Genomic DNA, 18,569 nt, shown 5'->3' on the forward strand with positions numbered 1-18,569 from the left:
AACGCAGCATGGCGCCATTCGACCGGGCCCGGCCAGCAATGGCCGGGCCTTGCCGTTTCAGCCCTGCGCCAACTGTACCCAGGCCGGGGCATGGTCGCTGGGGCGGTCCCAGGTGCGGGGCTCGCGGTCGATGCCCGAGGCCTGCGCGCGCGGCTTGAGCGCGTCGGACACCAGGGTCAGGTCGATGCGCAGGCCCAGGTTGCGGCGGAACCCGGCGGCGCGGTAATCCCACCAGCTGAAGATGCCGCCGTCGTCGTTGTGCAGGCGGAAGCCGTCGTGCAGGCCCAGCTCCAGGATCTTGCGCAGGCCGGCACGCTCGGCGGTGGAAGTCAGGATGTGGTTCTCGTTCCACACCATCGGGTCGGGCACGTCGCGCTCGTCCGGGGCGATGTTGAAATCGCCCAGCACCACCAGCTGCGGGTGCTTGTGCAGCTCGTCGGCGATCCAGCCACGCACCGCCTCCAGCCAGCGCAGCTTGTAGGCATATTTGTCCGTGCCCACGTCCTGGCCGTTGACCACGTACAGGTTGATGATGCGCACGCCGTTGACGGTGCCGGCGATCACCCGCTTCTGCTCGTCCTCGAAGCCGGGGATGCCGATCTGCACGTCCTTGATCGGGTGCCGCGACAGCAGCGCCACGCCGTTATAGGTCTTCTGCCCGGCGAACACGTTGCGGTAGCCCAGTTCGAGCAGGCGCGTGTCCGGGAACTTGTGGTCCTCCAGCTTGGTTTCCTGGATGCCGACCACGTCGGGGGCAAAGTCGGCCAGCCACTGTTCCAGGTGCGGCAGGCGGACGTTGAGCGAGTTGACGTTCCATGAGGCGATTTTCATGGGGGGATTCTAGCCGGGGTGGGGAAACATGGCCCCCTTGGGCCGAGCGCCGCGATGTGGCGTACGTGCCGGATCAGAAGCGCCCCCATCCGCCCTTCGGGCACCTTCCCCCGCTTGCGGGGGAAGGGAGGGGTCCGGGGTTGCGGGCGATGTCGGCCAGACTCGCCGTCATGGCAGCAAAACTGAATGGGTTGCGCAGCGCCATGTCCGGCGCGAGGGACTCCCGGTAGAGCCCCCGCCGCGCGTGGCCCGGCACCGCCCGGGGCGGCAGGTTGTGGGCGGCCTGATCCGGCAAAGCGCAACAAACGCTATTGCATGAATGTTCGGGAATACACTTTTTCCCGGTTCCGATTTGCGCAGACTGCCCTCAAGGTTAGAGGGAACCCCATGCGTAGCAAGCTGTTTGTGCCCGGCGCACGTCCGGAGCTGTTCGACAAGGCCATGGCCGGACCGGCCGATGCCCTGTCTTTCGATCTGGAAGATTCCGTGCCGGAAGCCGGCAAGACGGCTGCACGGGCGGCCGTGGCCGCGTTCCTGGCGCGCCCGGAGGTGGTGGCCGGCGGCAAGCTGCTGATCGTGCGCACCAATGCCACCGACAGCCCGCACTTCGCCGCCGACCTCCAGTCCGTGGCCGTGCCCGGCGTGTGGCTGCTCAACATTCCCAAGATCGAATCGGCCGCGCAGGTGCGCGAGGTCGCCACGGCGCTGGAACAGGCCGAGGCCGCCAACGGCGTAGCCCAGCCGATCGGGCTGCTGATCAACATCGAGACCCCGCGCGGGCTGCGCAACGCCGCCGAATTGGCCGCCGCGCATCCGCGCGTGGCCGGGCTGCAGCTGGGCCTGGGCGACCTGTTCGCGCCCAACGGCATCGCGCGTGACCCGGCCAACGTGCAGGCCACGTTGTTCGCGGTGAAGATGGCCGCCGCCGAAGCCGGGGTGTTCGCCTGCGACGGCGCATGGCCGGACGTGGCCGACGCCGAGGGCTTCACGGTCGAGGCAACCATGGCGCAGAAGCTGGGCTTCATCGGCAAGAGCTGCATCCACCCGCGCCAGGTGGCGCTGGCCAACACCCTCTTCAGCGTGCCCGAGGCACTGGTCGCCGAGGCACGGCGTATCCTCGCCGCCGCCAAGCAGGCCGATGCGCAGGGCCGCGGCGCGTTCCTGTTCGAGGGGCGCATGGTCGACCTGCCGTTCCTGCGCCGTGCCGAAGCCATCGTCGCCGGGGCCGGCCACGCCTGATCCTTCCTCAAGGTGACGGCCTGGGCCGGCGCCTCCGCTTTACTTTCCGGGGTCCATCCCATGTCCAAGCACGCGGCCAATGCACCGGCCTTCCTGAAGCGCCCCCTCTCCCTCGGCCTGCGCCTGCTGCTGGCGCTCACCCTGCTGGTGACCGGTGGCATCGCCTCGGCCGGGGAAAGCCTCAATGCCGTGGCCACCGGCCTGCTGCCGACGCTGCCCGATGGCCGTGCGCCGCAGCAGATGCTGGCCCTGCAGGACCAGCTGCTGGCCGTGGAAGGCGAGCGCGCCTGGTACCTGGGCAAGGGCGAGCAGGCCTGGAAGCCGCTGCAGTTGGGCAAGACCCCCGCCCATGCGCTCCACGGCCTGGTCCGTTACGGCGATGCCAGCTGGCTGCTGGTCGGCGAGGGTGCCGGCCAGGCCAACCGCCTGGATCAGGTCACCCGCAAGGGTGATGCGCTGGTGGCCGGACAATCGCTGCCCCTGCCCTCGCCGCTGGCACAGGCGGTGGCCACCACCCTGGACGGTGACCTGTACGTGGCCGGCGTCGATGGTGCCGGCAAGCGCCAGCTGCTGCGCCGGCCCGCTGGCAACGGCACCTGGGTGCCGGCCCCGATGTGGCCGGGCGATGCCGCCGCCGCGGCGATGCAGGCCCAGAAGGGCGCGTTGTACGTGGTCGATGCACCGGTTGCCGGCAACGCACAGCAGCTGTGGCGCTGGACCACCGACAAGGGCTGGGTGTCGCTGCCGGGCATGGACGGCACGCTGGTCCCCGGCTCGCTGCGCGCGCTCGGCCAGGCCCACCTGCTGATGCAGGTGCGTGACCGCCAGGGCGCGGTCAACGCGCGCACCTTCCACACCATCACCAGCGCCTGGGCGACCGTGGCCGGCAGCGGCGCCGACGCCCCGACCGCCACCGCCAGCTGGGGCAACGGCCTGGCCTGGGCCAGCGCCGACGGCAGCCTGCACACCTTCGAGATGCAGACCGGCAAGCACCTGCTGGGCTGGATGGACTGGACGGTGATCATCGTCTACCTGGCCGCGATGCTGGGCATGGGCGCCTGGTTCTACTTCCGCGAGAAGCGCGGCAATACCGCCGACTTCTTCGTCGGTGGCCGCAGCATCCCGTTCTGGGCGGCCGGCGTGAGCCTGTATGCCACCAACACCAGCTCGATCAGCTTCATCGCCATCCCGGCCAAGGCGTTCGAGACCAACTGGCAGTACCTGACCAACAACCTGATCGCGGTGCTGGGCCTGATGTTCGTGGCGGTGTGGATCGTGCCGCTGCTGCGCCGGCTGGACCTGATGAGCGTGTTCTCCTACCTGGAAACCCGCTTCCACCCGGCCATCCGCATGCTCGCCAGCGCGCTGTGCATCGTCATGCAGATCGGCGCGCGCATGAGCGTGGTGCTGTTCCTGCCAGCGCTGGCGATTGCCACCATCACCGGCATCAGCGTGGTGTGGAGCATCATGATGATGGGCGTGTTCACCATCATCTACACCGCGATGGGTGGCATGAAGGCGGTGATCTGGACCGACTTCGTGCAGGTCATCGTCAAGATGGGCGGCGCGATCTTCGCCATCGGCTTCATCGTGTGGACGCTGAAGGGCGGCTTCAGCGAGTTCGTCGCCACCGCGGCGATGGAAGACAAGACCAAGCTGTTCGACTTCAGCTTCGACCTGACCAAGGCCACCGTGTGGGGCTTCATCTTCCTGGTGGTGTTCGACGTGGTGCTGACCTTCCCGAAGGACCAGGTGCTGATGCAGCGCACCCTGGCCACCAAGTCGGATAAGGAAGCCGGGCGTTCGATCTGGGCGTTCGCCGCGATCATGATCCCGGGCGGCTTCATCTTCTACGGCATCGGCACCGCGTTGTGGGTGTTCTACAAGAACAACCCGCAGCGCCTGGACCCGCTGCTGCCGATCGATGCCACCTTCCCGCTGTTCATCGCCGCCGAACTGCCGCCGGGCGTCACCGGGCTGATCATCGCCGGCGTGTTCGCCGCGGCGATGGCGACGCTGTCGAGCATCATGAACAGCGTGGCCACGCTGATCTCGGTGGACTTCTACGAGCGCCTGGCCAAGAACCCGAACCCGCGCAAGAGCGTGCTGTTCGCCGAGATCTCCACCGTCATGGTGGGCCTGGTGGCGATCGGCCTGGCGCTGATCATGTCGCGCTACGACATCCACTCGCTGTTCGACGTGTCCATCGAACTGGCCGGCCTGCTCGGCGGTGGTTTCGCCGGTGCCTACACGCTGGGCATGTTCACCCGCCGCGCGAACTCGCAGGGCGTGGCGATCGGCGTGGCCGCCTCGATCGTGCTGACCTTCGTGGCCTGGTGGTTCAAGCTGGTGCACCCGTACTTCTACCTGGCCATCTCGATCATGCTGTGCATCGTGATCGGCTACCTGGCCAGCCTGTGCTTCCCCGCCCCCACCCGCTCGCTCAAGGGCCTGACGATCTACAAGCAGGACGCGGTGTGAAGGCCAGCCACGACGCCAGGACCATGACGTTGGTCGCATCGCCAGCGCCGGCCGGCTGGTGTAGCGTTGCGGCCAGCTGAGAGGTCATACCGTGGAAACCCAGTTCCTCAATACCTTCGTCACCGTCGTGGACCGTGGCTCGATGGCCGCGGCCGCACGCCTGCTGCACATCACCCCGGCGGCGGTGGCCCAACAGATCCGCACCCTGGAGCGTGAGCTCGGGGCGCCGCTGATCGCCCGCGCCGGGCGCACCGTCAGCGTCACCGAGGAGGGCGCGCGCATCCTGCAGCGGGCGCGCGACCTGCTGCGTGACGTGGCTGACCTGCGCAGCGTGGCCAACGAAAGCGGCATGGCCGGCGAGCTGCGCCTGGGCGCCTGCCCGACCGCGCTGGGCGGGCTGGTGCCGGACATGCTGGCGCGGATGGTGGCCAAGTTCCCGGAGATCAACGTCTTCATCAAGCCGGGCTATTCGGCCGACCTGTACGGTGCGGTGGAATCGGGCGACCTGGACGCGGCGATGGTGCTGCAGGCCCCGTTCCCGCTGCCCAAGACCTGCGACTGGCAGCTGCTGCGCGAGGAGCCGTTGGTGGTGCTGGCCCCGGCGCGGCTGGCCGGCTGCGACCCGCACCAGCTGCTGCGCGAGGAGCCGCTGATCCGCTACGACCGGCACGAATGGGGTGGCCGCCAGGCCGACGAATACCTGCGCAAGGTGGGCATCGTGCCGCGTGAGCGGTTCGAGCTGAATGCGCTCAACGCGATCGCCGTGATGGTGGACCGCGGCCTGGGCGTCTCGCTGGTGCCGGACTGGGCCAAGCCCTGGCCCGAAGGCATTTCGGTGGTCAGCCTGCCGCTGCCGCAGCCCAGCGAACCGCGCCGGATCGGGCTGGTCTGGTCGCGCGCCTCGGTGCGCCTGCGCCAGGTCAACGCCCTGCTGGAAGAAGCCCGCGCCGCGTTGATCCGGTAATGCCGGCGATGCCCGGCGTGGGCATCCCCCGGAAAGCCCCCGCCGAACATGGCTGCACCCCACCGCGATGCGGTGCGGGGTTGGCGCAGTGCCGGGCCATGCCCGGCAGCTGGCCTTGCCGGGAACGCCCCGGCCGAGCATGGCGCCGCGCCCCGTCTCCGGGGCGGTTCCAGCACCGTCCAATCGCAACAAACACTAGGCAATGAACATACCCAGTCGCGCTTCCTTCGCCAGAAAGCCGCCCCTAGTCTCTGCCCATCGTCGAAGGTGCGCCTGACGTTCCCACGCGGGCACCGGTGCATCAAACGGCAGCATGAAAGGGGCACAAGTCCCCGTCTCGATTACCGGTGCAGGCCGCCCCCCAGCTGTCTGTACACCGTTTCCACATCAGGGGGAGAGGAAGCAATGATCAAGCCACTTACTGCTGCCATCAGCACTGTTCTGCTTGCCAGCGCCATTGCGCCGGCGATGGCGCAGGATGCAAGCAAAGCCCATGACGATGCGGTCAGCCTGGACCAGGTCATCGTCACCGGTACCCGTACCCCGGTCGCGATCGAGAAGGTCCCCGGCGCGGTCACCCTGGTGACCCCGGAGCAGGTGCAGCGCACCTTGAACCTGACCGAAGATGCCACCGCCGTGCTCGCACGCATGGTGCCGGGCTACTCCGAATCCTCGCAGGCGATGAGCAACTCCGGTGAGACCCTGCGCGGCCGCATCGCGCTGCGCCTGTTCGACGGCGTGCCGCAGGGTTCGCCGCTGCGCGAAGGCAACCGCAACGGCACCTTCACCGACATGGGCGTGATCGGCCGCATCGAGGTCATCAACGGCCCGTCCGCCGCCGAAGGCATCGGCGGTGCCGGTGGCGTGATCAACTACCTGTCCAAGAACCCGGAAGTGGATGGCCACCAGACCACCATCTCCACCCGCTACGGCACCCAGTTCAAGGGCGACAGCGACCAGACCAAGATCGGCGTGATGCACACCTACAAGGATGATGCGGCCGACTTCCTGATCAGCGGTGCCTACATCGACCGTGGCATCGCCTATGACGGCGACGGCCGCCGCGTCGGCCTGAACACCTCCGGCTCGCTGTCGGACTCGTACAGCAAGAACCTGTTCGTGAAGGGCGGCTACAACTTCGGCGAAGGCCAGATGCAGCGCATCCAGGCCAGCTACAGCAACTTCCACATCGGCGGCAAGCACAACTACATCCCGGTGGAAGGCTGCCGCTTCGACCCGGTGAGCTGCCCGAACCCGACCACCAACACCGCCGAGAAGGGCTCCATCGCCGGCTCGCTGGCCGAGTTCAACGACTTCGAGCAGTTCGCGGTGAAGTACACCAACGCCGACTTCTTCGGCGGCGACCTGAGCATCGATGCGTACTGGGCCGAGCAGGCCATGCGCTACGTGCCGGAGAACGGTGCCGATCGCCAGCTGACCAAGCCGGCACCGCCGGAAGACCAGCGCATCTGGGACCAGTCGGAGATCAACAGCAAGAAGAAGGGCCTGCGCTTCGGCTATGCCTACGGCGACCTGTTCAAGGTCGAAGGCCTGCGCCTGCGCGCCGGCCTGGACATGGTGGAAGACACCGCCGAACAGCGCCTGGCCCTGACCAACCGCCTGTGGGTGCCGCCGATGAAGTACACCAGCCTGGCGCCGTACGCACAGCTGAGCTGGGACATCGGCCCGGTCACGCTGGATGCCGGCATCCGCCGCGAGGACGGCGAGCTGGAGATCGACAGCTACACCACCGTTGCCTTCCGCGACCACACCCCGGTGCAGGGCGGCAAGATGGACTACAAGGCCAACATGCCGAACTTCGGCGCGATCTGGCGCATCACCGATGCGTGGTCGGTGTTTGGTTCGTACTCAGAAGGCTTCGGCATCGCCAACGTCGGCATCCCGCTGCGCAACATCCAGGCCAACAGCCCGTGCAAGGCCGTGTCCTGCATCGCCGACCTGCAGCCGCTGATCACCAAGAACAAGGAAATCGGCGTCAACTGGCGCGGTGCCAAGGGCCAGGTGGGCGCGTCGGTGTACCGCTCGACCTCGGACTTCGGCTCGACCCTGACCATCGACCCGGTCACCGAAGACTTCATCCTGACCCGCGCACCGGTCGAGATCGAAGGCTTCGAGCTCAACAGCGCCTGGACCTTCAACGAGCACTGGAAGGCCACCTTCCTGTACTCGCGCATCCGTGGCCAGACCCAGTACTACCCGGGTTCGGGCCTGAAGAAGGAAATGGGCATCCTGGACATCTCGCCGGACAAGGTGAATGCCTCGCTGACCTGGACGCCGAACGACAACCTCAACGCCACCCTGGGCGTGAGCAAGACCTTCGACCGCGACCTGCGGGAGACCTTCACCAACCCGACCAATGGTGCGGTCTACGCCAACGAAGAGAACACCTATGGCTACGCGCTGTGGGACCTGAGCGTGAACTACGACACCGGCCGCTTCGGCCAGCTGTCGCTGGGCATCGAGAACCTGTTCGACAAGCAGTACGTTTTGACCTGGTCGCAGCTGCCGGGCTGGCAGAACTACTTCTCCGGCCGCGGCCGGATGGTCTCGCTCTCGCACACCATCAAGTTCTGATAACGGGCTGATGGACAACGGCGCCACGGGCAACCGTGGCGCCGTTTTCTTTGCCTGCCGGATGCGTCACAAGCGGATGTTTCTTGTTGCGTCGCAAGAAAAAACATCGCCTTTCTTCAACCAACAAAAGCTCACGTCTGAAGCTAGCCGCCCGTCCTTCTTCCCTGCCCCTGCGCACGCCTAGGCTGCATCCACAGGGGCACGGCGCGTCGGGAGGGACGTGGCCAGCGGTCATTACCTGCAGCAGTCGCCGCACGCATGCGGCAAAGCAGTTCAAGCGCGTCTTCTCATACATCCATCGAGATAAGAACGAACATGAAGAACTTGCCTGTGACGTTGGGGGTTTTCCTGCTGGCCGCTGCGGTCAGCGACAGTGTGCGCGCACAACAGGTGGACGCGGCGCAGGCGCGCGAGGACGAACGCGCCGCCAGCAGCAGCGGCAGGAAGCCTGCCCAGGCCACCGACCTGGACCGGGTGATCGTCACCGGCGTGCGCGCGCCCAAGGCCGTGGACAAGATCCCCGGCGCGATCTCGATCATCACCCCGGAAGAGATCCGGCAGTCGCTGGTCATCACCGAGGACAACACCGCGGTGCTGGCACGCACCATCCCCGGCTACGCCGAATCCTCGCAGGCGATGACCAACTCCGGCGAGTCGCTGCGCGGACGCATCCCGCTGCGCCTGTTCGACAGCATCCCGCAGGGCTCGCCGCTGCGCGAAGGCACCCGCAACGGCACCTTCACCGACATGGGCGTGATCGGCCGCATCGAGGTCATCAATGGTCCCTCGGCGGCCGAGGGCATCGGTGCCACCGGCGGGGTGATCAACTACATCTCCAAGGTGCCCGAGCACGACGGCAGCGAGACCACGATCAGCGCGCGCTACCAGACCCAGTTCCACGATGACAGCGTGGGCTGGAAGCTGGGCCTGAGCCACGCGATCAAGCAGGACAACTACGACTTCCTGGCCAGCGTCTCGCAGCTGGAGCGCGGCATGGCCTACGACGCGAAGGGCCGCAGCATCGGCATGAATTCCAGCGGCTCGCTGGCCGACTCGCAGTCGCGCAACCTGTACATGAAGGGCGGCTTCAACTTCGGCCAGGACGGCGAGCAGCGCCTGCAGGCCACCTACAGCAACTTCAACATCGGCGGCAACGGCGACTACATCCAGGTGGTCGGCTGCAAGGGCCCGCATGACTGGCCGCCGTGCGACACGCCGTACCCGAACACCTCGGTGAAGGGCCACATCGACGGCCAGCGCGATGCGCTCAACAAGTTCATCCAGTACAGCCTGCAGTACACCCACAACGACTTCTTCGGCGGCACGCTGGACCTGGTCGGCTACCAGGCCGACCAGGGCATGCGTTTCCTGCCGGAGAACGGCGCCGACCGCCAGCTGGTCAAGCCGGCGCCGGCCGACGACGCCGACCGCATCTTCGACCAGTCCGAGATCCAATCGGAGAAGAAGGGCCTGCGCACCTCGTGGACGCGCCCGACGCTGTTCGGCGTGGATGGCCTGGAGCTGCACACCGGCGTGGACTTCGTGCAGGACGTGGCGCAGCAGCGGCTGGTGATGACCGACCGCGTGTGGGTGCCGCCGATGGACTACAAGAGCGTGGCCCCCTACGCGCAGCTGAGCTGGGACATCGGCCCGGTGACGGTCAGTGGCGGCCTGCGCCGCGAGAACGGCGAGCTGGACGTGGACAGCTATACCACCGTGGCCTACCGCAACAGCGTGTTCGTCGAAGGCGGCACCCTGGACTACACCGCCAACCTGCCCAACATCGGCGCGATCTGGCGCGTGACCGACCAGTTCTCGCTGTTCAGCGCCTACAGCAAGGGCTTCACCCTGCCGGACATCGGCATCCCGCTGCGCAACGTGAACTACACCGGGCAGTCGGTGAAGGGCATCCTCGACCTGCAGGCGATCATCGTCGACAACATCGACATCGGCTTCAACTGGCGCGGTTCGCGGGGCGCGCTCAGTGGCAGCTGGTACCACTCCACCTCCGACTTCGGCGCGTCGCTGGAAGTGGACCCGCTGACCAGCGACTTCATCATGACCCGCGCGCCCACCGACATCAAAGGCATCGAGTTCACCGGTGAGTTCCGCTTCACCGACACGTTCAAGATCACCGGCCTGTACACGCACCTGCGTGGCTGGACCTCGTTCTGGGGCCCGGATCCGCAGGGCCGCTACGACGCCGGCCCGTTGAAGAAGCCGCTGGGCATCTTCGACGCCACCCCGGACAAGATCAACGTCGCGCTGGTATGGAAGGCGTTGCCCAACCTGGACGCCACGCTGGGGGCGAGCATGCTGCGCGACCGCCACCTGACCAGCTCGGCGGTGCGCGAGTACGACGGGGAGACCTTCGACTACGACGAGAAGATCAACGGCTACACGCTGTGGGATCTGGGCGTGAACTACGATAGTGGCCGCTTCGGGACGTTCTCGCTGGGCGTGGACAACCTGTTCAACAAGTACTACATCCTCAGCGGCTCGCAGGGCGATGGCTGGCAGAACTACTGGGCCGGTCGCGGCCGGGTGGTCTCGTTGAGCTATTCGTACACGTTCCGCTGATGAGCTCAGGAGTGCACGCCATGCATCAAACCATCGCAACACCGCGCAGCCGTCGCTGGCTGCGCCGTGGCGCCGCACTCCTGTTGTGCCTGTCCGCGCCGCTGCTGCACGCTGGAGACCGCTGGCAGCGGCTGGATGGCTTCCTGCAGGCCAGCACCGCACCGGGCCAGTTCCCGGGCGCGGTGGCGCTGGTCGAGCACGATGGCCGCATCGTGTTCCAGCAGCACTACGGCCACGCCGACAGCGCTGGCCACCGGCCACTGCAATCCGACAGCATCTTCCGCATCTATTCGATGACCAAGCCGGTGACCTCGGTCGCCGTGCTGATGTTGCTGGAAGAAGGCAAGCTGTCATTGGACGATCCACTGGCGCGCTACCTTCCCGAGTTCGCCGACCGCACCGTGGTGACCGGTGGCGACCTGCAACATCCGCAGACCGAAGATGCACCGCGCGCGATTACCCTGCGCCATCTGCTCACCCATACCAGCGGCTTCGCGGCGGCGTCGGATACGCACCGGGTGGCGACCAAGCTGTTGACCGCGGCCGATGTCGACAGCGCGACCTCGCTGCAGGACGTTGCACGCCGCTTGTCCACGCTGCCGTTGGCCGATGCGCCCGGCACACACTTCCATTACGAGGGAAGCAATACCGAACTGCTGGCGCGCGTGGTCGAGGTGGTCAGCGGACAGCCGTTCGCGCAGTTCCTGCAACAACGCATCTTCAGCCCGCTGGCGATGCACGACACCGGTTTTGAAGTGCCGCTGGCGCAGCGTGGTCGCGTGGTCGAACTGCCCACCAGCAACGACGATGGCAGCCTGCGCGTGGCCGACACGCTCAGCGCGCGCAATCCGGGCGTGCGCCTGAAAGGCTATGACAGCGGCGCCGGCGGCCTGTACTCCACCGCTGCCGACTACCTGAAGTTTGCCCACATGCTGCTCGACGATGGCCGCAGCGGGACACAACAGCTGCTCTCGCGCAAGACCGTCGAGCTGATGATGAGCGACCAGCTCGCTGGCTTCGAGCCGGCCATCAGCAGCTATGGCGCGGGCGAGGGCTTCGGCCTGGGCGGCTATGTCATCACCAACCCGGCTTACCGCGGCAAGCTCGGCAGCGTTGGCCAGTTCGGCTGGTCGGGCGCGGCGTCCACCTATTTCACCATCGACCGCAAGGAAAAGCTGGTGGCCATCCTGCTGATGCAATACCTGCCCAGCGGTGACAAGGCGCTCGCCTCACCTTCCACCCGTTTCTACAACCTCGTTTACCAGGCCATTCAATGAGTTCCACCGTACTTGTCGCCGGCTCGGCCAACCTCGACTTCGTGGTCCGCGCCGCGCACGTGCCGGCGCCCGGCGAAACCGTGCTGGGCCGCGAGTTCCGCACCTTCCCCGGTGGCAAGGGTGCCAACCAGGCCGTGGCCTGCGCGCGTGCCGGTGGCGCCCGCACCCGGATGCTGCTCGCATTGGGCCAGGATGATTTCGCCACGCCGATCGAAACCTCGCTGCGCGATGCCGACGTGCAGCTGCACGCGGTGCGCGATGCGCAGCTGCCGACCGGCACCGCCTTCATCTGCCTGTCCGACGATGCCGAGAACGCCATCACCGTCGCGCCCGGCGCCAACATGGCATTGCAGCCCGAACACCTGCCCGCGCTGGACGGGGTGCAATGGCTGCTGCTGCAGCTGGAAACCCCGCTCGACACCGTGCTGGCCTATGCAGTGGCCGCACGTGCGGCCGGGGTCAAGGTCGCGCTCAACGCCGCACCGGCGCAGGTGCTGCCGGCCGAGCTGCTGGCGCAACTGGACATGCTGATCGTCAACGAGGGCGAACTGGACGTGGTCGCCGGCAACCCGCCGGACCTGGCCAGCGGGATGGCGCGGCTGGACGTGCCGTGCGTGATCGTCACCCTCGGTGCGCGCGGCTGCCTGGCGCGGCACGAAGGCCGTACCCTGCTGCAGCCGGCGTTCGCCATTTCGCCGGTGGATACCACCGCCGCCGGCGATACGTTCTGCGGCACGCTGGTGGCATCGCTGGCCCGTGGTGAAGCCCTGCAGCAGGCGCTGCTGGCGGCCAGCGCGGCCTCTGCCCTGGCCTGCACGCGGCTGGGCGCACAATCCAGCATTCCCGACCACGCCGAGGTCACCGCGTTGCTGGCCGATTCCGGCCGTGTCCCCGGCACCGACGCCCATGCCGCGCTCGCGGCCTGGTGCGCGCTTTGACCGCTTGCTCCCCCCTGTTTTTCGTTGGATGAATGCCATGACCACGCCGTACCCCACGCCTGACTACGACAACGACAGCCCCGACCACGGGCGCGAGGCGATCACCACCGAGTACAAGTTCTCGCACGTCACCACCGGCCGCTACCTGCCCACCCCGGGCAAGGCACCGGCCTGGCCGTTCGCCGACATCGGCAGCTGGATGATCGACGCCAACGCCAGTGCCGGCGACTGGCTGACCGAGCTGAAGGACTGGCGCCGTGAGCACCTGGTGCGGATCGGCTACACCGACGTGAACTACCGCCGCCCCGAGCTGCAGTGGGCACAGCGCAACTTCGTGCACGCGCAGATGATGGTCGAGGACCGCTACTTCTTCGACGTGGAGACCGCGCAGTACACCGTGGACAAGTACCTGGACGACCTGGTCGCGCGCTTCGGCGGGCTGGACTCGGTGCTGATCTGGTACATCTACCCGAACATCGGCATCGATGACCGCAACCAGTTCGACCTGGCGCACACGCTGCCCGGCGGCCTGGAAGGGCTGACCGCTGCCGTGAAGGCCTTCCAGAAGCGCGGCGTGCGCGTGTTCCTGCCGGCCAAGCCGTGGGACCACGGTACCCGCGACCCGGGCGTGACCCATTGGGACGGCATGGCCGAGATCATCAAGGCCACCGGCGCCGATGGCATCAACGGCGATACCTTCAACGGCGTGCCGCGCGCGTTCTTCGACGCCTGCGACGCCAACGGCAACCCGGTGGTGGTGCAGCCCGAATCCACCATCAGCTCGGAAGAACAGCTGATCTGGAACGTGCAGAGCTGGGGCAAGAAGGCCCCGGACGGCCCGGTGCCACCAGTGTCCAAGTGGAAGTGGCTGGAGCCGCGCCACATGGTCAACTACGAGAACCGTTGGGGCCGCAACCGCAACCACGACCTGCAGTATTGCTTCTTCAACGGCATCGGCTACAACGCCTGGGAGAATATCTGGGGCATCTGGAACCAGTTCACCGCGCGCGATGGCGAAACCCTGCGCCGCATCGCCGCGATCTACCGCCAGTTCCCGCAGCTGGTGGTATCGATGGACTGGGAGCCGTACCAGGTCTGCTACCAGGGCGGCATCTTCGCCAGCAAGTTCCCGGTCGATGGGCTGAGCCTGCACACCTTCATCAACCGCAACGAATACGCGGTCAACGGCGAGCAGATCGGCCTGCCGCACGTGGACGGCACCCGCTACTACGATGTGTGGCACGGCGTGGAACTGTCGCCGTCGATCCGCGATGGCGTGGCGGTGATCGAACTGCCGATGGAAGCACGTGGCTTCGGCGCGGTGCTGAGCGTGCAGCCGGGCGTGGTGCTTGAGGGCTTTGACGCCTTCATGGCCGACGCCGCCACGCGCGCCGCGCAGCCGCTCAACAGCCATTCCGGTGCATGGAAGGCGCTGGGCCAGCAGCTGCGCGAGATCCCGGCCACCCCGCCGCAGGCCAGTGCACCGGAAGGCATGGTCACTGTCCCCGCCGGTGAGTTCGTGTTCGCCGTCGGCGGTGTCGAGATCGAAGGCTTCAACTGGGCCGGACAGGACGTGCAATTCCCGTGGGAAGACTGCCCGCGCCGCCACCATCGCAAACACATGCAGATGGCGTCCTTCCACATCGACCGCTTCCCGGTCACCAATGCGCAGTTCAAGGCGTTCATCGATGCCACCGGCTACCACCCGGCCGATGACATCAACTTCCTCGCCCATTGGGTGGACGGCGCGCCGCGCGCCGGCTGGGACAACAAGCCGGTGATCTGGGTCTCGCTGGAAGACGCGCGTGCCTACGCCACGTGGGCCGGCAAGCGCCTGCCGCACGAATGGGAATGGCAGTACGCCGCGCAGGGAAGCGATGGCCGCGCCTATCCGTGGGGCAACGACTGGGACGCCGCGCGCGTGCCGCGCGTGAACCGCGGCCGCCGCGTGCTGGCCCCGGCCGACGTCGACGCACACCCGCAGGGCGCCAGCCCGTTCGGCGTGCAGGACCTGGTCGGCAACGTGTGGCAGTGGACCGACGAGTTCGTCGACGAGCACACCCGCGCAGCGATCCTGCGCGGTGGCTCCAGCTACCAGCCGCAGACCTCGCACTGGTACTTCCCGCAGGCCTACCGCCTGGACCAGCACGGCAAGTACCTGCTGATGGCACCGGCCAAGGACCGCAGCGGCATGCTGGGCTTCCGTTGCGTGGTGGACGCGGCATGAGTGCGGCCATCCACAACGGCCAGCAGCTGGTGACACCGGCGGCGGTGCGGCTCGATGGCCTGTTCGGGCAGATGCTGGCCGCCAACCGCAGCGGCCGGCTGAGCCACTTCATCGTCGACGAGGACAGCCCGTCGATCAGCATCTTCGGCCAGGCCCACAAACAGCAGAACCAGGAAGGCGACTGGTACGGCGAGCATGCCGGCAAGTGGCTCTCGGCCACCGCCCGCGCGGTGGCGCAGGGCGGCCAACCGCAGCTGGAAGCGAACCTGCGCCGCGTCGCCGACTGGTTGATCAGCCAGCAGGACGAAGATGGCTATCTGGGCAACTATGCCGCCGACCGCCGCTTCACCGTGCCGCAGCCGCCCAAGCCGGAAAGCTGGAACGGCGAGCCGGCGCTGCGCACCTGGGACATCTGGACCCACAGCTACCTGATCCTGGGCTTCCTGGAAACCTGGCGTGCATTGGGCGATGACAGCTACCTGCAGGCCGCGCGTCGCATCGCCGACCTGTGCTGGCAGGCGCTGGAATCGGGCATCGACATCACCACGCTGGGCAATCACCACGGAATGTCGGCCACGGTGCTGCTGGACCCGGCCGCCGACCTGTACCTGGTCACCGGTGAGCCGCGTTACCTCGCGCTGGCCGAGAAAGTCCTGCAGCAGGCCAACGCCAATCCGCGCCTGGCCCTGCTCGACAAGGGCATCGCCGGCGAGGACGCGGCGTTCATCGCCACCGGCAAGGCCTACCAGCTGTCCTGGAACCTCGTCGGCCTGGCCAAGCTGTACAAGGCCACCGGCAAGCACGACTACCGGATCGCCATCGACAACCTGTGGCACAACATCCGCGCGCAGCACCTCACCCTCGGCGGTGGCCCGTGGGGGGGCGTGGCGCACCGCTCGCGCGAAGTGTTCAATGCGCCGCGCACGTTCTTCCCGCAGGCCTACGTGGAAACCTGCTCGGTACTGGCCTGGATGCAGCTCAACCGCGAGCTGCTGGCCATCACCGGCCATGCGCGCTACGCCGAGGAACTGGAGCGTACCGCCTACAACGACCTGCTCGCGGCGATGGCGCCCAACGGCGAGGACTGGTGCTACTACACCTTCCCCAACGGCAAGCGCGTGCACACCACGTATTGGCGCTGCTGCAAGTCCTCCGGCGCGATGGCGGTGGAGGAACTGCCGCAGGTGGCCTATGGCGTCGCCGCCGATGGCGGCCTGCGGGTGAACCTGTACGGACCCGGCCAGGCCACGCTGCCGCAGGCCGAGGCCGGCGCGGTGACGCTGCAGCAGCAGACCCGCTACCCGTTCGACGGCCAGGTCACGCTGCGCGTCTCGCCCGAGCGCAACGCCACCTTCAGCGTCGGCCTGCGCATCCCGGCCTGGGCCGAGGACGCACGCATCCAGGTCAATGGCATCACCGTGCCGGTGCAGCCCGGCGATGACGGCTTCGTGCAGATCCTGCGCGAATGGAAGGCCGGTGACCTGGTCAACCTGCGCCTGCCGCTGCAGCCGCAGCTGCAGCGCGCGGCCAACATCAACGTGCAGGAATCGCGCGCACCCGACGGCTCGCCGGTGGCGCAGGAAGTGCTGCGCTGGGAGTACGTCGGCCTGACCTATGGCCCACTGGTCTATGCCACCGGGCTGATCGACGGCTTCAAGACCGACGAGACGGTGCGGCTGCCGCACGGCGACCCGTCGAAGTGGCTGCAGGTCGGTGAGGACCGGGGCGAAGGCGCCGCGGTGACGATGCAGCTGGACTGCCGCGCGCCGCTGGTGTTCGAGCCCTACTACCGCTGCGGTGGCCGTGAGCACGGTGCATGGCGCCTGAGCTGGCTGTCGCTGGCGCCTTCGTGATCCACCCGCCGGTGCCGGCCACGCCAGGTGCGTTGCCGGCATCGGCAGGACGATGCGTCCCGTTCCATCACGGTGTCAGGGGCGCTCGATGGGCTGTGGAAGGTTTTTGTCCTCGCTGAAAATACCCGCACGATCTGTTTCTTCCGGTGGCACGGGAGGAAACTGCAAGCAAGGAATCGAGTAACCCCATGTCTGCAAGCCACACCCCTTCTCCCTTTGATGTCGCCACGCGCGAAGGTGCCACCGGTCCGCTCAGCGGCATCCGCGTGCTCGACCTGAGCGCCTACATCGCCGGCCCCTACGGCTGCACGCTGCTGGCCGACCAGGGCGCGGAAGTGATCAAGGTTGAACCGCCGGTGGGCGACAACCTGCGCAAGTACCCCTCCACGCTGGAAGCGGAAAGCCGGGCGTTCCTCGGCGTGAACCGCTCCAAGCGCGGCGTGGTGCTGGACCTGAAGGAACCGGACCAGCGCGCGGTGCTGATGCGGCTGGTGCGCGAGGCCGACGTGCTGGTGCACAACTTCCGCCCGAGCGTGCCGGCGCGGCTGGGCATCGACTTCGAGAGCCTGAACCGGATCAACCCGCGCCTGGTGTACTGCGCGGTCACCGGGTACGGCGAAGGCGGCCCGCTGAAGGACAAGGCCGGCTACGACCAGGTGCTGCAGACCATGACCGGCATGTGCGCGATGCAGGGCAAGCCCGGCGGTGCGCCGGAGATCCTGTACGGCTCGGTGGTGGACTACTACGCCGCCGCGCTGGTCGCCGCCGGCGTATCCTCGGCGCTGTACGAGCGCGAGCGCAGTGGTGAAGGCCAGTACGTGGGCGTGTCGCTGCTGCGCAGCGCGCTGACCATGCAGTCGGCACGGATGATCTGGGCCGAGGGCGAGCCCGAGGGCGTGGGCCGTGACATGCGTTCGGGCGGCGTCACCGGCATCCATCCCACCGCGCACGGCCACCTGTACATCTCGGCCAACACGCCGCGCTTCTGGCAGGCCTTGTGCGAGAAGACCGGCTTGCCGGAACTGGCCACCGACCCGCGCTACGACAGTGTGCGCAAGCGCGCCGAGCATTCCGATGAACTGCTGGCCAAGCTGCATGCCGCGCTGGCCACGCGCAGTGCACTGGAGTGGGAAGCCCTGTTCGGCGAGGAAGTACCGTGCGCGGCCGCGCGCAAGGTCGAGGACATGTTCGAGCACCCGCAGGTGCTGGCCGAGGAAATGATCACCACCCTGCCGCACCCGCTGCTGGGCAGCTACCGTGGCATCACCCGTCCCATCGTGTTCGGGCGCACCCCGGGCCCGCAGCCGTTTGCCGCGCCGGTGTTCGACCAGGACACCGCGGCTGTCATCGCGCGCATCGATGATGACGGCGCCACCGACTGACCTGGAGTACCCGCATGACCGCTGCATCCAAGCTCGCCCAGCTGCGTGAACTGTCCGTCGTCGTCGCCGATACCGGTGACTACGAGGCCATCAAGCGCCTGCGTCCGGTGGACTGCACCACCAACCCGACCCTGGTGAAGAAGGCCCTCGACCTGCCGGTGTATGCCGCGTTGATCGAGCGCGAGCTGCAGTGGGGCCGCGG

Annotated in this window: 12 protein-coding genes; 11 read left to right on the plus strand and 1 reads right to left on the minus strand. The window is 67.4% G+C overall.

Features of this window, described 5'->3' with window-relative positions:
* Nucleotides 1–57: 57 nt before the first annotated feature.
* Nucleotides 58–831, minus strand: coding sequence for an exodeoxyribonuclease III (xth, locus tag AC06FE_RS07265; protein ID WP_478072653.1), 774 nt, complete (start codon nt 829–831; stop codon nt 58–60).
* Between the two features lie 387 nt (nt 832–1,218).
* Between xth and AC06FE_RS07270 the strand changes: the two genes are divergently transcribed.
* The 11 genes from AC06FE_RS07270 to AC06FE_RS07320 all read left to right on the plus strand — a co-directional run.
* Complete coding sequence (locus tag AC06FE_RS07270; protein ID WP_478072654.1) at nt 1,219–2,070, plus strand: HpcH/HpaI aldolase/citrate lyase family protein; 852 nt, start codon at nt 1,219–1,221, stop codon at nt 2,068–2,070.
* Nucleotides 2,071–2,130: 60 nt separating this feature from the next.
* A complete protein-coding gene (locus AC06FE_RS07275; protein WP_478072655.1) occupies nt 2,131–4,551 on the plus strand; it encodes a sodium:solute symporter family protein in 2,421 nt (806 codons plus the stop codon).
* Nucleotides 4,552–4,642: 91 nt separating this feature from the next.
* The gene (locus AC06FE_RS07280) at nt 4,643–5,515 is read left to right on the plus strand and encodes a LysR family transcriptional regulator (protein WP_132863914.1); all 873 of its coding nucleotides are present in this window, start codon (nt 4,643–4,645) and stop codon (nt 5,513–5,515) included.
* 405 nt (nt 5,516–5,920) lie between these two features.
* Nucleotides 5,921–8,110 carry a TonB-dependent receptor gene (locus AC06FE_RS07285; protein ID WP_313256259.1) on the plus strand — a complete coding sequence of 730 codons (2,190 nt, stop codon included), beginning with the start codon at nt 5,921–5,923 and terminating at the stop codon, nt 8,108–8,110.
* Between the two features lie 315 nt (nt 8,111–8,425).
* Nucleotides 8,426–10,690, plus strand: a complete 2,265-nt coding sequence (locus AC06FE_RS07290; RefSeq protein WP_192287113.1) for a TonB-dependent receptor — start codon at nt 8,426–8,428, stop codon at nt 10,688–10,690.
* A gap of 20 nt (nt 10,691–10,710) precedes the next feature.
* Nucleotides 10,711–11,967 (plus strand): serine hydrolase domain-containing protein, encoded by a 1,257-nt coding sequence (locus AC06FE_RS07295; protein WP_478072656.1) that lies wholly within the window; start codon nt 10,711–10,713, stop codon nt 11,965–11,967.
* Nucleotides 11,964–12,905, plus strand: a complete 942-nt coding sequence (locus AC06FE_RS07300; RefSeq protein WP_478072657.1) for a ribokinase — start codon at nt 11,964–11,966, stop codon at nt 12,903–12,905. The genes AC06FE_RS07295 and AC06FE_RS07300 overlap by 4 nt, the downstream gene beginning before the upstream one ends.
* 37 nt (nt 12,906–12,942) lie before the next feature.
* Nucleotides 12,943–15,132, plus strand: coding sequence for a formylglycine-generating enzyme family protein (locus AC06FE_RS07305; RefSeq protein ID WP_478072658.1), 2,190 nt, complete (start codon nt 12,943–12,945; stop codon nt 15,130–15,132).
* The gene (locus AC06FE_RS07310; RefSeq protein ID WP_478072659.1) at nt 15,129–16,985 is read left to right on the plus strand and encodes a glycoside hydrolase family 127 protein; all 1,857 of its coding nucleotides are present in this window, start codon (nt 15,129–15,131) and stop codon (nt 16,983–16,985) included. The genes AC06FE_RS07305 and AC06FE_RS07310 overlap by 4 nt, the downstream gene beginning before the upstream one ends.
* A 188-nt stretch (nt 16,986–17,173) precedes the next feature.
* Nucleotides 17,174–18,367 (plus strand): CaiB/BaiF CoA transferase family protein, encoded by a 1,194-nt coding sequence (locus AC06FE_RS07315; protein WP_192287118.1) that lies wholly within the window; start codon nt 17,174–17,176, stop codon nt 18,365–18,367.
* 14 nt (nt 18,368–18,381) lie between these two features.
* Nucleotides 18,382–18,569: transaldolase family protein (locus AC06FE_RS07320; protein ID WP_478072660.1), on the plus strand; the 188-nt coding region annotated here is incomplete at its 3' end.

Source organism: Stenotrophomonas sp. Steno-C18 (assembly GCF_056393195.1).